We start from the raw sequence: 15,173 nt of genomic DNA, 5'->3' as shown, positions 1-15,173 counted from the left end.
TTCGTCCTTCCGGTCAACGAGACAAGAGAACGCTGGACCCATGCCCAAACAGGCCCTGGTTCACGGTGATTCCTGCGGACGCATTCTCGACCTGACGCCCGGTCGCTCGGCCGCGGAGTTGCCAGGTGATCTCGCAGACCTGTGCGATCGCCTGGGCCGGGACGGCTTCGCCGAAGGAGGCCAACCCCCCGGAGGGGTTGACCGGAATCTTGCCGCCGATGGTCGTCTCTCCGTCGCGGAGCAGTTTTTGTGCCTCGCCTTTTCCGCACAGGCCGAGGTGTTCGTACCAATCCAGCTCGAAGGCTGTGGACAAGTCGTACACTTCTGCGAGGCTCATGTCTTCAGGTCCCATTCCGGCCTCCTCGTAGGCGGCCGTCGCGATAAAATCGCGGAAACCTTCCGCCGGCGGAAGAACGGCGGCGGAGTCAGCCGAGATTTGCGGCAATTCGAGCATGGTGTTGGGAAATTTCGGTGTCACCGTGGATATCGCGCGAATCTGGACGGGTGAGTCTGCACCCAAGTGACGTCGTGCGAAATCCATAGACGTCAATACGATCGCGGCGCCGCCATCGGACGTCGAGCAAATATCGAGCAACCGTAGTGGATCCGCGACCATGGGAGAGGCGAGCACATCCTCTTCGGTAACCAGTTTCCGGTAGCGTGCATTCGGATTGTTCAACCCATGCCGTGCATTCTTCACTTTCACCTGGGCGAAGTCCTGGAGAGTGGCTCCGTAGAGCTCCATCCGGCGTCGCGCGTACAGGGCGAAATAGGATGGGTTCGTGGCTCCGAACAGTCGAAATCGCAGCCAGTCGGGATCGTCCCATCGCTCCCCCGAAACGGGAGACAGGAAGCCTTTCGGTGTCGTGTCTGCTCCGACGACCAGAGCGACATCGCACAGGCCTGCCAGAATTCGGGTTCGAGCTGTTTCGAGGGCTGTCGCTCCTGTCGCGCATGCAGAGTAAGAGGAGACGACACGCGCACCGTTCCACCCCAAGGCCTGAGCGAAGGTCGAGGCCGCGATATAGCCTGGATATCCGGATCGCACTGTCTCGCCGCCAGCGACGAACTGCACATCCTCCCAGGCAACCCCAGCATCTTTGAGTGCTTCCACGGCGGCATGCACCCCGTACTCCCGAAAGGGTCTGCCCCACTTTCCCCATGGATGCATACCGACGCCGAGGACAGCTACCGGATCCGGACTCATTACTTGCCCACCTTCGTCGGCTTCCACCTATAGATGAGATGCTCTACTTCGTCTATCTCGTACAACGGCTCCACCACGAGTTCCACCTCAGTGCCCAACGCCAAATCCTGGACCCCGTATCCTGCCGCAACCTGCGCCAGGACGATCATCTGCTCTGCTTCCAGTTTCACCGCAGCAAGAGCGAACGGCTCGTACGTGCCATCGGTGAACAGATACGGCGGGGGCGGTTGATATTGCGCATCCGTATAACTCCATACCGTCCCGGTCGGCGACAGCTCGATCTCCGTGAACTCACGGCCACTGCACGCCGGATTAGCGCAGAACTGCTCTGTCGGCGGAAACGTAATATTATTGCATTCAACGCATTTGGTTCCGCACAGTCGCGGTGACGGACCTGTGGTGAACCAGCCTTCGATGGCTGGCACCCGAGATCTGCTCTCAGTATTCATAGGTCACTTTCCCTGAAAAATTGGCTCTTGCCTCGAAGCTGAAGAACGGACGCCTTCGCGGAAGTCGTCGGTTGCCATCAGCCGCGTCTGCTCACCGACCTCACGTTCGATCACGTGCCGAAGTCGTTGAATCCGGCCCCCTCGAACGAGGTTGCGGATAGCACGTACTGCAAGTGGCGCGTTGACGGCGATGGCGCGAGCTCGGTCGATCGCAGCGTCTTCAAGTTCGTCTTCAGGCACCAGTTGATCAAGCAACCCGATCGAATGAGCTTCCTCGCCGGAGATCTTTCGCGCTGTTATCAACAATTCCAATGCGCGCTGTTCACCGACGACTTCCTTCAATGTTTCAGTGATCGCGAATCCCTGGTTCATTCCGAGACGGGCGAAGTTGAGGGAGAGCCGTGTCGATGCCGTGCCCACCCTCAGATCCGCGGCGAGCGCCAGACCGACACCGCCACCGACTGCGGCCCCTTGGACAGCAGCGACGATCGGGATCTCCGACTCGAACAGATCGAGCGCCCAATCGTAGATGCCGAGGGGCCTCGAGGAACGCTCACGCTTCTTCCCGAAATTGGCGCCAGCACAGAAGTTCTTGCCCTCAGATGAAAGAACCACTGCTCGTGTGGTCCCGTCCTCCCCGAGCTTCTGCATCGTGATCGCCAACATCGCGATCAGCGGCTCGTCGAAGAAGTTGTTCGGCGGGCGGCAGATTCGAGCTCGAACTACGCCACCTCCTAGATCGTCCAGTTGCAGGGTGGGGTCGAAATTCTCGTTTTCCTCGAATGCGATCATTTCTTCGCGCTTCCAGCAGAACCAATTCTCCGATCCCGCGGAATGGCGGGTTTGCCGCTTCGGAGATCGTCCATAAGCGCGCCGAGCTGCGGATCCCGGAAAGACTGTCCTTCGAGTTCCACAGAAAGATCGAACGCGGCCATCGCCACCGTGTAATGCTGGTTCAACGAACGCTTCGTGCCTCGAATGGCTGCCTGCGGCCCCTGGGCGAGGCGTTCCGCTATCTCGAGTGCACGTGTGAGGCACTGTCCATCTTCTACTACCTCAGTGACCAGGCCAATTCTTTCGGCTTCGTCTGCAGTGATCCAATCACCCGTCAGCAAATACCGTTTTGCCCGGGTCATGCCCACCGCAAGAGGCCAAATCAATGCACCCCCATCACCCGCAACCAGCCCGGCCCGAATGTGACCATCGCCGAAACGCGCGCTCCTGTCGGCCACAATGAAATCTGCGAACAGACCGAAGGCGGCACCAACGCCTGCTGCCAGACCGTTCATGGCCGTCACGACGGGTTTGTCGAGGCCGATGTGTGCTTCGACGAGGGCACGTGAGTTATCGTGCATCACCTTGAACGCGTCCTCGTCGGTCCGGAAGAGATCGATTGCATCAGGCCCACCCCCGGCGCAGAAGACGTCACCCGTGCCTGTCAGAACCGCCACGTGAATATCGTCGTCGGCCCCGACCTCCTCGAGGAATCGACTCAGTTCACCGGACTCGCCGGGCCGGACCGCGTTCTTTCGCTCAGGGTGGTCGATCGTAGCCACCGCGATGTTTCGTGTGATCGAGATGCTGAGGAACTGGTAGGTCTGCGGATCAAGCCTCATCAGCTGCCACCGCCATCTCAGAACGCGTCGTCGAGACTGTGATACCTGCCTGCACCAGCTCCTGAATCCGCTGCGCGTCGTAACCCAGGAGCTGGCTCAACACGTCGCCGGTGTCCGCACCGAGCGCGGGAGCTGCCGTGGCGACGGGAGGAGCGCCGTCGAGTCGAATCGCACAGCCCGGAACTGTGACCTCACCGAGGACCCGATGCCGCACTGTCTGGATCATCCCGTTCTGAATGAGATGCTCATCGTTGCTCACCTCGCCCACCGTCTGCACGGGGGCGCTCGGAACGTCCTGTTCGCGGAGAATTTCGGCGATCTCGGCTCTGGTGCGAGTTGACGTGAAGGTTTCGACGAGCTCATCGACGGCATCCATATTCTGGGCGCGGGCGTGTGGCGTACCGAACCGAGGGTCGTCGAGCAGATCTTCTCTCGCCATGCAGGTAAGAAGCCGGCGCCAATGCCGGTTCGAGACACAGAAAATCGCGAGGTAGCCGTCTTTCGCCGTGTACACGTTATAAGGTGCAACGCTCAGTCCGGAGTGCCGGTTCCCTACGCGTTCGGGTGCGTTCTTTCCGCTCTCGTACGCAGCCATAGGAGACGCGAGGGTCGGAACAATCGTGTCGTACATGGCAGCTTGCACAAGCTGGCCATGCCCGTCACGTTCACGTTGGTAGAGGGCGGAGACCGCGGCAGCAAACAGATGGATTCCTGCCATGAAGTCCACGAAGGCCGGACCAGTCTTGACGGGTTTGCCATCTGGGAATCCGGTGGTCGATATTACTCCGGCGATCGCCTGGACCGTCAAGTCCATCGCTGACAGCCCGGAGAGTACGCCTTCGGACCCGTAGCCAGTGCCTCGAGCGTAGATGAGCCTCGGGTTCCGTTTCATCAGTTCGTCGGCACCTAGGCCGAGCCGCTCCATGACGCCGAGCGAGAAGTTCTCGATGAGGACGTCGGCCCGATCAATGAGGTCGAGAAAGATCTGCCGACCGTCGGATGTCTTCAGATCGATCGGAAGACTGCGCTTCGAGGAGTTCAGCATCATGAACTCACGCGATTCCACCTCTGGGTCTTCTCGGTAGCGGAGAAGTTCGCCACGGGGTGACTCGACCTTGATGACGTCCGCACCGAGGTGGGCGAACATGAGCCCACAGTATGGGCCGTTGTAGATCTGGCCGAGCTCGACGACAAGGAGGTCAGCGAAAGGGCGGGGCGCCTGTTCGCTATCCAGGGAACTATCGTGACTTTGCATGTGAGTCCTCCACGATCTCGTAATCCGCATTGTCCAGCCTGTGCTTTTCGACTTTGCCCGCAGCATTTCGGGGAAGTTCAGAAGCCAGCTTCCAGCGGCGCGGCACTTTGAATGACGCCAGTTCCGTTCGGGCAAACTCGGTGAGCTGAGACCAATCGATGCTCCGTCCAGGCGCGGGAACGATCACGCCGAGTACCTGTTCGCCGAATTCATCGTCCGGGCTGCCGATTACCGCTGCATCGTCCACATCGGGATGGCTGGTGAGGACCTCTTCCACTTCACGCGGATGCACATTCTCCCCACCGCGAATGATCAAGTCCTTGAGTCGCCCGACAATGGAGCAGTGCCCACCGGCAGTCATGGTGGCAAGATCTCCGGTACACAACCACCCGTCCGCGTCCAACACTGCGCGGGTGGCCACTGGGTGTCCGAGATACCCGGACATCACGTTGGTTCCGCGCACGCAGAGTTCGCCTACAGCACCGATCGCAGTGGTTTTCCGAGATTCGATGTCCACCACCTTCACTTCGAGGCCGTCAACGGGTTGTCCTACCGTTCGAGCTCTCGTCAGTGGATCATCGGAAACTCGTGTGCGAGTGATGGTCGGACATTCTGATTGACCATACGAGACACTGATGCGAATGCCCAGTGCCTCGTATTCCTCGATCAAGTGCGCAGGAACAGTGGTAGCGCCTGTATTGATGACCCGGAGTCTCGAGGACAGTTCGGGTTGTTCATGAAGGCGCGAGAGTAGGCCACGCAGCACTGTCGGCACGCCGGCCGCAATCGTGGCCTCGGAATTCGCGATGAGGTCGATCATGTCGTCGGCGCTATATGCAGGTAGTAGCGCGAGAGTCGCACCGGCGGCCAGGCAGACACCGATCGCGCCCACAGTGCCGCCGACATGGAAGAGAGGAAACGGGTTCGCATACACATCGTCTGCATGAATGCCTAGTGCGCGACCAGAGCGTATCGATGCGTCGGTCAATGCGTGGTGTGTCAACAGCACGCCTTTAGCCGGGCCGGTTGTGCCGGAGGTGTACTGAACCAAGGCGATATCACTGGGTTTGAGTACCGGAAGGTCTCGCTGCGGGCTTCCGGAAGTGAAGGAATCCCAGTCTTGCAGGTCGACTATCTGACGCAGGGAGTACACGTCGCGTTTCAACCGGTCGGCGATCTGGGCGATGTCATTTCCGCGATGCTCCGCGACGACGAACATGGCCGAGCAATTTGCGTCAACGACGATTCGCTTCATTTCATGCTCACGAAGCGAGGGATTCAGCGGAACTACTTGGTTCCCTGCGAGAGCGGCACTGAGGTACAGCACCACCCACTCGAGGACGTTCGGCGCGCATATCGCGATGCGCTCCCCCACCCCTACGCGTGACCTGAGCGCGTATGCACCCGCGGTTGCCTTCTCGTAGAGACTGGCGTAAGTCCAGGTAGCGAGATCCGCAGGGGTGCGTGCCGAGAAGCCGATCAGCGCGAGAGCTTCCGGGCTCTTGTCAGCCCAAGTCCGAAGTTGGTCACCGATAGTGGTCGATGTCTCGGGTTGCCCGTGAACGAGCCAGTGCGATTCGGTTAGCGTCGTCATGCCGTCTTCTGCCCGCCCTCTTGAGATTCGTGGCAGGAACGCACCTTCCGAAGTCGTGCCTTCGTCGTCCTCATCACCGTCGAGTCGACTCGTGCGAGACGTTGAGCCTGCGCAATTGCAGCTGCCTCGAGTTCCGATGGTTCAACGACGGCGTCCAAGAAACCCAGATGTACGGCCCTTTCCGGATCGGACAGTTCCGAGCCGAGGATTGCCTTCTCGAGCGCTCCGGACGCCAGACGTCGAGCTGCCAGTTCGATGGTCAGCTCCGACAGGGGCAGCCCATTTGCGAGCTCATTGAAGCCGATTCGGAAGGGACCACGACTTCCGATTCGGAAGTCGCATGCCAGCGTCAAGGCCGCCCCGGCTGCAAGCGCGTGCCCGCTCACACCAACAACCACAGGCAGATCCGTGGCGATCAGTCGCCGCAGAAAGATGCGGCCTGCTTTACCGAGTTCACGCGATTGGTCGATCCCGGACGCGAGTTCATCCAAGTCATATCCGGCACAGAAGAAGCCCTGCCGCCCCAGAATACATATGGCTTTCGCTTCGTTCGCCTTGTCGAGCTCTTGGTTCAACTGTTCGATTGTGCTTGTACTCAAGACGTTGGCCTTGCCATCGTCGAATCGAATGATAAGTGTTGACCCTACCCACTGTGAACTGACCGATGCTGATATCGAATCTCGTACATCCGTTGTCACGGCTGCTCCTGTCCAGAATTCATGTATTTGTACATGGCCAAGCCAGTTGCCATCGATGCCCCACCGTCGACGGGAATCGCCGTCGCAGTGATCCATCGCGCAGCATCGGAGCCGAGGAACGCTACCGCGTTCGCGACATCCCAGGCAGTTCCTTCTGTGCCCAGCATGCTTCCTCTCAACCGGATCAGTTCCGCTTCATCAGTGGACGGAGCGCCCATGGGGGTGGAAACGTGCCCGGGGAGGACTGTGTTGACGCGGATACCATCACGGCCATGCGCATACGCCATCGATGTCCCCAGTGAGAGCATTCCCCCCTTGGAGGCCGCGTAGCCGGTGCTGCCGAAACCGCGGATTGCGCCGATCGAGGAGATATTGACGATCGAACCTCCGCCGTTGGCGACCATGGCGGGAATTGCATACTTGCACATCAGCAAAACACTGGTGAGATTGATGTCCATCACCGATCGCCAAGTGTCGAGGGATGTATCGACCACGGTCCCTGGCGTTCCTACGATTCCCACATTGTTGACGAGGACCGTCAGAGCGCCGAACTTATCGACGACGGACTCGACGGCACGTGCGCAGTCCACTTGGCTACGGACATCGGCGACAATGGGAATGAGGTTCGCAGCGCTGTCTCCCGCCCACGCCATAGTCCTGTCGATCGCGTGTGGGTCGATGTCTATCGCGGCGACTTTCGCACCTGCACTCGCTAGGTTCAGCGCACACGCCGCACCGACGCCCACTTTCGGGAAGGTCACGTCCGACCGAGAGCCGGCGCCCGTGACAATAGCGACGTGGCCATCCAGTCTCAGCGTTCCTGTCGGCGTCCAACGTTCCTCGGGCACGCGGTTGGTCACTCGAGGACCGGAATTTGCATTCACTGCGTTACCGGTCGTACGAGAATCAAGTTCCGATCAAGATGAGAGGCCAGAACCGTGCCCTCGGTCAACGGTGAACCGGCAATTTCATCGGTCGGTATATCGTTACCCCACCAATCGCGAACGGTGCTCTCAGGCCCGATCGAAAGGGTGACATTTTCTCCGCCATCGGTCTGGATCGTCAGAGAATCGACTGAGTGATCGCAGACCTGCCCAAGCACGATACGGTCGCGATTGGACCTAGTCTGGAACCGCATGTCGACAGAGAAACGGAAGCTATCTGCTGAGGAATTTGGTAGACCTGTATGGGGGAGGCGGCGATCGAAGATCAAGATGTCTCCCGGCTCGAACTGGACGGTCCGTTGAGCATCGTTCGGGATATCCTCAGCGTCGATCAAGTATCGCGGCGGCGGATAGGATTCGTGCAGGTAACCGCCCTGGTGAAGGCCCTCCGCAACCGCCAGCCCGCCGATTTCTTCCGTCATCGTCGTCAAGGGAATCCATGCGGTGTACAGGTCCAGGCCACGGTTGTAGAAGCCGTCCTGATGCCAGACCAGCGGTTCATTTCCCGGCGGCCGCGTACGATATTCCGTGATCGGCAAGAAGTCGACTTCCTCGCCGGCAACGGCACGGAACAGGTCCTGGTGTACAGGGTGCTCGATGATGCGCGTGGCAAGCCCCAGCCGATTGTATTCGGCTTCGAGTTCCCTGGGGGAGCGAATCGCAGAGCGCTCTGTGGTCTTTCCGGTGAATCGTGGATCGCCGTTGTCGGTAAGGCGCGCGAATCCGTATTCGACCAGCAATCGATCCATCTCTCGACGGATGCCCGTGATGACATCGATGTCGAGAACTCCCTCGAGATAGACGTAGCCGTCCCGAGAAAACTGCTTCCTCAGCGCTTCGGGATCGCCGATCAGTCCGGTAGCAGAATGCATCTTTTGCATAAGGGAATCCTTCATTGGTTGGGCAGGGTCGAGTCGTACAGTCCTCCCGCTAGGTGGATCCGCTACGCGCTCTCAGCGCCGTGCATATCCGATCGGGTGACATGTCAGTACTTCGGACTTAGCTACTTCCAGTTCAGACGCAACACTTCGGGGGAACGCGCAACACCCGAATACTTCAGCTCCGTCGTGGGATCGAGTTCGTAGTCCGGAATTCTTCGATGGAACTCTTCGAGCGCCATCCGCAGCTCCATTCGTGCAAGGTGCGACCCTAGGCACCGATGCCAGCCGCTCGCGTACGATATGTGGGGATTGGGACGCCTTGTCAGATTGACTTCGAGCGGATCGGCGAATGCGTCGGGATCGAGATTTGCGGCAGACCAGGATACATACATCAGGGTGTCGGCAGGGATCGTCTCACCCGATGGGAGCGGCAGATCTACATCTGCCTTTCGCTGCGCGTACTGAACCGGGGTCTCGAACCTCATCAGCTCCTCGACCGCAGCCGGCCACAAGGACGGGTCCTCGATCAATTGGCGGCGATGCTCCGGGTTACGAGCGAGGTAGGACAGAATGCACCCCAACGATGCGGTTACCGTGTCCAGTCCTGCCATCATGAGCAAATACATCACGTCCAGGAACTCTTCGCGAGTTATCCGGCCGTTGTCCCCCGAGGCCAGAATCCATCCGATCAGGTCCTCGCCGAGCGAGTATTGCGACGTACGGTCCAGATAGATTTTGTCGAAGTACGCGTAGAGCCGATCCGCGGCTGCGCTCATCTGCTCAAGGATGACGTCCCGCGGGAGCGAGCGATCCGGCCGCAGTTGTGCCCTGACGAAGGCATGGAACTCGGGAAGATCGTCTTGCGGTAGACCCATGATGGACAGGAAGATCGCGGACGGCAGTGGTACACACCACTCCTCGATGACGTCGGCCGAGCCGGTGTCGAAGAATGTGTCGAGCAGATCGTTGGCCACTTTCCGGATCTGCGGCTCGAGGGGGGCGAGCTTTCCCGGAGAGAACAGCGGATTGAGGATTTTTCGCCACCGCGCATGTTCAGGACCATCGAGATCAAGAGGAATGAGCGGGCGTGTGTAAGCCCCGATTCCTCCGCCACTGTGCCCATTGCCGCGTGTCGCGGGGTTCTTGTTGACCGACTGGATATCCGCCATCCGAAGCAGTGTGACACTGCCGTCGGGGTTCTTCTGGACAGGGCAACGGGCCGACAACTCTGCGTAAGTGGGCTGCGGCGTTGGGGTGGTCAGGGCGTCGAGCACCTTCTGATCGCGAAACGCGTGGTCTCCAACATGCACGGGAATCCGTCCTTTTCACATCATGAATCACGCATGATCAACTCCTGGCATCAGCGTGCCAGCGGATCAAAGACATACATCAAAGGCATACATGGGTGGCCCTCTTATGGGCCGGGCCTAACTACTGCGTTCGAGAAGTAGTACCGCCTGCTCGGGGCAGCCTCCAGCCGCCTCTCGTGCAGTCTCGAGCAGTGCGTCTGGCACCGTCGGTTCGATCACGACGCCTCGTCCCTCGTCATCGCAGTCGAACAGCTCCTGCGCCTGCATGAAGCAAACACCGTGACCGGCACAACTCTTGTAGTCAATTTCGAGATCCACGTCACTCTCCTCACGTTGTGCTTAAAGCATGCTGTCACACATCTATTTCTGTCAAGGTCCCGTGAAAATTCGCTCCTGCTAAACCTTCGACGCCTCGTGGTTATGGACGCCCCCCGAACAACCAGGGTCCGGCTCGTACGGGTCGGCGCGCCGCTCTGCTAAGGGGGCCGATTCCTCGCCCTACCGAGGCATCGAAAGCTCCGCCCCTTCCGTTCCACCAGCGCATCCTGGCCCCCGGCATGGATTGGGAACTAGCTCCTTGCCTAACTAGATGTATTACGGCACACTTTGTACTAGAAACGTGACGGCTGACGGACTTGGACGATGTCAGATGCGTTGTCGAGCTGCCCCGCCGGCGCCGTCACTTTTTCCGATTGGACGCCGCCCGGCTCGCCCGGTCAGGCACCACGCAACGAGTGGCTAGCGCGGTGACCGAGCCGGACGCTTTTCAGGTCAGAGGTTGAGTAGCAGGGTCTGCGTCGTCCCCTTTCAAGATGCGTGGAGGATCCAAGGTGTTGACCAAAGCACGACTCGGGTTTGCGGCCGCAGGCATGGCATTGTGCCTCGGCATGAGCGGGTGTGGTGGAACGTCGAGCTCGACCACAGGCGCCGGGGAGGGAGGCCCTGCGGCGTCCGAAGCCGACCGCACCGCCCACCTACGGTTTGCCTATTCATTGCCGGTCCCTGCATTGGATCCGCACAAGCTGACCTCGCCATCCGCGTCGTATGTGTATGTGTCTCCCGTGTACGACCGGTTGACGCAGATCGTGATGGCAGACGGCACTCACGAGCTCGCGCCGATGGTGGCCACCGAGTGGACCTTCGCCCCCGACGGAATGTCTGCGACATTCACCCTGCGCGAGGGCGTGACTTTCTCCGACGGTGCCGTCCTGGACTCGGTCGCAGTCAAAGCAAACCTCGATCACGCCAAGAACACACCCGGATCCACTGCTGCACCAGCATTCTCGATGATCGACTCGGTCGAGGCCCTCGATCCCACGCACGTGAAAATCCACACCAACCGGCCGGCGGCGGACCTGCCGTACGCCCTGTCCGCGTCCGAGGGATCGCTGATCAGCCCAAACGCTCTCGACAACCCGGACCTGGATCGCAACCCTGTCGGTTCCGGGCCGTACATCGCCACCGACGTCAGACTCGGTGACTCGGTGACATACGAACGCCGCGAAGGGTACTGGGACGAATCAGCACAGATGGCGAAAACCATCACCATCACCGGGCTCCCCGATGACAACGCAAGAATGAACGCCCTGCGCTCCGGCCAGGTCGACATGGCCTACACCCAGCTATCCCAGTTCGGTGAAGCGGAAAGACTGGGCAGTCGTTTCCAGCAGTCTTCATACACACCGTCACCTCCACTCACTCTGTACTTGAATGTCGATCACCCGAACCTGAGCGATCCGCGGGTACGCCAAGCCCTGAACTACGCGATCGACCGCGAGGGAATCAACCAATCCCTCACCGGGGGGCAATGTCAGCCGAACAACCAACCGCTCGCACCGGGCAAAGACGGGTACCTGGAGAACCCGCCTGTCGCCTACAACTACGACCCCGACAAAGCCAGGGCCCTCCTGGCCGAGGCCGGTGCTAACGACCTGACGATCGACCTGTTCGTCGGAGCCTCGATGTCGCCGCAGCGGCAGATGGCCGCCGCCATCCAGTCACAACTGCAAGCTGTCGGGGTCACTGTCAACCTCAACGCGGTCGACTACACCGACGGCGCCGCGCGGTACGCCTCCGGAGCCGTCGATTCTTGGCTCACCGTCCGCCTTCCCAGTGCCGATGTCGCGCAGACCTTGGCGAACAACTTCACCAATCCGCGGCAGTTCCCGGGCACCATACCTCCGGAGTTCATTGCTGCACTGCAGCCGGCATTCAATCCTAACGCGGCGGAGGCCGAGCGGGCAGCAGCGTTGGGGGCCGCGTCCGCGATCGTCAATGAACAAGCACTCGACGTGTTCATCTGCGCTTACCCCGCTAGCTACGCCGCTTCCGACAAGGTAATCGGGCTCAACAACATGGGCACCTCGAACTTCATCGCAGTGCCTGACCTGCGGTACGTGGGACTGACCCACTGACGATTGCCCTGCCCCGTATCGAGCTCGTCAGCAGGTCCGCTCACTCCTGAGAGGTTCCATCGTGAAATCGAGGAAGGCAAGATCAAGATTCGTCGCTGCAGCCATCGCCAGCTGCCTGCTGGTCGGCGCGTGCGGCGCGAACACCGACCCGGCCACTGGAGACGCTCCGGATGGACCGTTGGTGTCCGAAGCCGACCACAACGCACATCTGAGACTCGGTTATCAATCTCCGCCGCCCGCATTGAATCCGCACCAGTTGACATCACCTGCCCTCTCCTATGTGTATGTGTCTCCCGTGTACGACCGGTTGACGCAGATCGTGATGGCAGACGGCACTCACGAGCTCGCGCCGATGGTGGCCACCGAGTGGACCTTCGCCCCCGACGGAATGTCTGCGACATTCACCCTGCGCGAGGGCGTGACTTTCTCCGACGGTGCCGTCCTGGACTCGGTCGCAGTCAAAGCAAACCTCGATCACGCCAAGAACACACCCGGATCCACTGCTGCACCAGCATTCTCGATGATCGACTCGGTCGAGGCCCTCGATCCCACGCACGTGAAAATCCACACCAACCGGCCGGCGGCGGACCTGCCGTACGCCCTGTCCGCGTCCGAGGGATCGCTGATCAGCCCAAACGCTCTCGACAACCCGGACCTGGATCGCAACCCTGTCGGTTCCGGGCCGTACATCGCCACCGACGTCAGACTCGGTGACTCGGTGACATACGAACGCCGCGAAGGGTACTGGGACGAATCAGCACAGATGGCGAAAACCATCACCATCACCGGGCTCCCCGATGACAACGCAAGAATGAACGCCCTGCGCTCCGGCCAGATCGACATCGGCATGATGACTCTCAACCAATATCCCGAGGCCGAACGCCTTGGCGAGGGCTACCGAACACACCTCTATACAGCCGCACCGAGCTATGCGGTCTACCTCAATGTCGACCGCCCGAACCTGAGCGATCCGCGGGTACGCCAAGCCCTGAACTACGCGATCGACCGCGAGGGAATCAACCAATCCCTCACCGGGGGGCAATGTCAGCCGAACAACCAACCGCTCGCACCGGGCAAAGACGGGTACCTGGAGAACCCGCCTGTCGCCTACAACTACGACCCCGACAAAGCCAGGGCCCTCCTGGCCGAGGCCGGTGCTAACGACCTGACGATCGACCTGTTCGTCGGAGCTTCCATTTCCCCTCAGCGGCAGATGGCCGCCGCCATCCAGTCACAACTGCAAGCTGTCGGGGTCACTGTCAACCTCAACGCGGTCGACTTCACCGACGGCGCCGCCCGCTACGCCGCTGGTGCCGTCGACGGTTGGGTCAATGTCCGCGCATCGAATGCAAGCCCTCTGCAGACACTGTCACGGAACTACACCAACCGACAGCAATTCCCCGGCACCCCGCCGCCGGAGTTCACCGCGGCCCTGCTGCCGGCCTTCGACCCGAACGCGACTGACACCGACCGAACCGAAGCATTGGAAAGCGCCTCTGCGATCGTCAACGAGCAAGCACTCGACCTGTTCGTGTGTGCACTGCCTTCTTCGTTCATTTTGAACGACAGGGTAATAGGAATTGAGAACATGGGTACCGCGAGTTTCAGTCCCATCCCCGACCTTCGACGTCGGTCTGACGGGGTGACGATACCTCTCACAGAATCTAATCGAGTGCAAGGCGTCAACTGCGTGACGGAGGAATTGTGACTGTACAACCCGAGCATCGTCGACTGCTCCGCATCGAAGCACGTAATGCCGAAACTCCGGTCGAGGCCAAACCTAACTGGATTCGTACAACGGCCAGGATCACCCCTCCATATACGGAACTCGCAACGATGGTGAAATCTGTTGGTCTGCATACAGTCTGTGAGGAAGCTGGATGCCCCAACATATTCGAATGCTGGGAAGACAAGGAAGCCACCTTCCTCATCGGCGGCGCACAGTGCACTCGACGCTGCGACTTCTGCCAGATCGACACGGGACGACCGGAACCCCTCGACCCGGATGAACCGAGGCGGGTAGCTGAGTCCATATCTCAGATGGGTCTACGTTACGCAACCATCACCGGGGTGGCGCGGGATGACCTGCCCGATGGCGGTGCATGGCTGTACGCAGAGACCATCCATCAGGCTCACGAATTGAATCCTGGTACAGGAGTGGAGATTCTGGTCCCTGACTTCAACGGATCGCCGACTCTCGTAGACGAGGTGATTGGTGCCGCTCCGGAAGTATTCGCACACAATGTTGAGACTGTTCCAAGGATATTCAAGCGAATTCGGCCGGCGTTCCGATACGAGCGCTCGCTCGATGTGCTCGGAATGGGCCGCGCCGCAGGCCTGGTGACGAAGTCCAACCTGATACTCGGCATGGGGGAACGTGACGAGGAAATCGCGGAGGTCCTTCACGATTTACATTCTGCGGGCACAGACCTGATCACGATCACGCAGTATCTTCGCCCGTCGCCCCTGCACCATCCGGTCGATCGTTGGGTGAAACCAGAAGAATTCGTGCGATGGTCCGACCTGGCCGAAGAGATCGGGTTCAAGGGAGTCATGAGTGGACCGCTCGTACGGTCCTCGTATCGCGCGGGTCGTCTATGGGCCCAGGCTATGAATAAATGGGGGCGCCCTATCCCCGAGTCACTGCAGCATCTCGTGGCGTCCGGGTCCACGCCGGCACGACAAGAGGCGTCAGCGCTGATTGCCCGCATGGAATCAGACACCCGGGTCTCCCCTACCGCGACCTCCTCGGTGAAAGCGCAGGCGCGGAGCACAACTACCAACTAGACCAACTTCTACGACTGG

14 protein-coding genes are annotated in these 15,173 nt (G+C 60.1%); 3 read left to right on the top strand and 11 right to left on the bottom strand.

Annotated features, from left to right (window positions below):
* Window positions 1–13 precede the first annotated feature (13 nt).
* From ACZ46K_RS01470 to ACZ46K_RS01420, 11 genes are all read right to left on the bottom strand, one after another.
* The gene (locus ACZ46K_RS01470; RefSeq protein ID WP_054805856.1) at window positions 14–1,207 is read right to left on the bottom strand and encodes a lipid-transfer protein; all 1,194 of its coding nucleotides are present in this window, start codon (window positions 1,205–1,207) and stop codon (window positions 14–16) included.
* A complete protein-coding gene (locus ACZ46K_RS01465; RefSeq protein ID WP_464743454.1) occupies window positions 1,207–1,632 on the bottom strand; it encodes a Zn-ribbon domain-containing OB-fold protein in 426 nt (141 codons plus the stop codon). The genes ACZ46K_RS01470 and ACZ46K_RS01465 overlap by 1 nt, the downstream gene beginning before the upstream one ends.
* Window positions 1,633–1,659: 27 nt before the next feature.
* Complete coding sequence (locus tag ACZ46K_RS01460) at window positions 1,660–2,448, bottom strand: enoyl-CoA hydratase/isomerase family protein (RefSeq protein ID WP_464743452.1); 789 nt, start codon at window positions 2,446–2,448, stop codon at window positions 1,660–1,662.
* Complete coding sequence (locus tag ACZ46K_RS01455) at window positions 2,445–3,272, bottom strand: enoyl-CoA hydratase-related protein (protein WP_054805853.1); 828 nt, start codon at window positions 3,270–3,272, stop codon at window positions 2,445–2,447. Before ACZ46K_RS01455 ends, ACZ46K_RS01460 begins: the two co-directional genes overlap by 4 nt.
* Entirely contained in the window at window positions 3,262–4,557 is a 1,296-nt protein-coding gene (locus ACZ46K_RS01450; RefSeq protein WP_464743450.1) for a CaiB/BaiF CoA transferase family protein, read from the bottom strand. Before ACZ46K_RS01450 ends, ACZ46K_RS01455 begins: the two co-directional genes overlap by 11 nt.
* Complete coding sequence (locus tag ACZ46K_RS01445) at window positions 4,511–6,121, bottom strand: class I adenylate-forming enzyme family protein (RefSeq protein WP_054805852.1); 1,611 nt, start codon at window positions 6,119–6,121, stop codon at window positions 4,511–4,513. The genes ACZ46K_RS01450 and ACZ46K_RS01445 overlap by 47 nt, the downstream gene beginning before the upstream one ends.
* Window positions 6,118–6,819 (bottom strand): crotonase/enoyl-CoA hydratase family protein, encoded by a 702-nt coding sequence (locus ACZ46K_RS01440; protein ID WP_464743448.1) that lies wholly within the window; start codon window positions 6,817–6,819, stop codon window positions 6,118–6,120. The genes ACZ46K_RS01445 and ACZ46K_RS01440 overlap by 4 nt, the downstream gene beginning before the upstream one ends.
* Window positions 6,816–7,679 carry an SDR family oxidoreductase gene (locus tag ACZ46K_RS01435; protein ID WP_054805850.1) on the bottom strand — a complete coding sequence of 288 codons (864 nt, stop codon included), beginning with the start codon at window positions 7,677–7,679 and terminating at the stop codon, window positions 6,816–6,818. The genes ACZ46K_RS01440 and ACZ46K_RS01435 overlap by 4 nt, the downstream gene beginning before the upstream one ends.
* Before the next feature lie 20 nt (window positions 7,680–7,699).
* On the bottom strand, window positions 7,700–8,644 hold the full coding sequence (locus ACZ46K_RS01430; protein ID WP_054805849.1) for a phytanoyl-CoA dioxygenase family protein: 945 nt from the start codon (window positions 8,642–8,644) through the stop codon (window positions 7,700–7,702).
* Between the two features lie 122 nt (window positions 8,645–8,766).
* Window positions 8,767–9,954, bottom strand: coding sequence for a cytochrome P450 (locus ACZ46K_RS01425; protein WP_464743446.1), 1,188 nt, complete (start codon window positions 9,952–9,954; stop codon window positions 8,767–8,769).
* A 117-nt stretch (window positions 9,955–10,071) separates the two neighbouring features.
* A complete protein-coding gene (locus ACZ46K_RS01420; protein ID WP_054805847.1) occupies window positions 10,072–10,272 on the bottom strand; it encodes a ferredoxin in 201 nt (66 codons plus the stop codon).
* A 512-nt stretch (window positions 10,273–10,784) separates the two neighbouring features.
* On the opposite strand from ACZ46K_RS01420, the gene ACZ46K_RS01415 reads away from it, so the two are divergent.
* From ACZ46K_RS01415 to lipA, 3 genes are all read left to right on the top strand, one after another.
* Window positions 10,785–12,368 carry an ABC transporter substrate-binding protein gene (locus ACZ46K_RS01415; protein ID WP_464743443.1) on the top strand — a complete coding sequence of 528 codons (1,584 nt, stop codon included), beginning with the start codon at window positions 10,785–10,787 and terminating at the stop codon, window positions 12,366–12,368.
* 181 nt (window positions 12,369–12,549) lie between these two features.
* A complete protein-coding gene (locus ACZ46K_RS01410; protein ID WP_464743441.1) occupies window positions 12,550–14,076 on the top strand; it encodes an ABC transporter substrate-binding protein in 1,527 nt (508 codons plus the stop codon).
* Window positions 14,073–15,155 (top strand): lipoyl synthase, encoded by a 1,083-nt coding sequence (gene lipA, locus ACZ46K_RS01405; protein ID WP_464743439.1) that lies wholly within the window; start codon window positions 14,073–14,075, stop codon window positions 15,153–15,155. Before ACZ46K_RS01410 ends, lipA begins: the two co-directional genes overlap by 4 nt.
* Window positions 15,156–15,173 lie beyond the last annotated feature (18 nt).

Source organism: Rhodococcus sp. JCM 9793 (genome assembly GCF_055380405.1).
Note: the sequence above shows the minus strand (reverse complement) of the source record. Positions and strands in the feature narration are given on the sequence as shown.

What these genes read in the sequence shown, in the direction of transcription:
- ACZ46K_RS01450 (WP_464743450.1), bottom strand. Translation starts at nt 4,557, where the DNA reads ATGCGGATTACGAGATCGTGGAGGACTCACATGCAAAGTCACGATAGT.
- ACZ46K_RS01455 (WP_054805853.1), bottom strand. Translation starts at nt 3,272, where the DNA reads ATGAGGCTTGATCCGCAGACCTACCAGTTCCTCAGCATCTCGATCACA.
- ACZ46K_RS01460 (WP_464743452.1), bottom strand. Translation starts at nt 2,448, where the DNA reads ATGATCGCATTCGAGGAAAACGAGAATTTCGACCCCACCCTGCAACTG.
- ACZ46K_RS01430 (WP_054805849.1), bottom strand. Translation starts at nt 8,644, where the DNA reads ATGCAAAAGATGCATTCTGCTACCGGACTGATCGGCGATCCCGAAGCG.
- ACZ46K_RS01470 (WP_054805856.1), bottom strand. Translation starts at nt 1,207, where the DNA reads ATGAGTCCGGATCCGGTAGCTGTCCTCGGCGTCGGTATGCATCCATGG.
- ACZ46K_RS01445 (WP_054805852.1), bottom strand. Translation starts at nt 6,121, where the DNA reads ATGACGACGCTAACCGAATCGCACTGGCTCGTTCACGGGCAACCCGAG.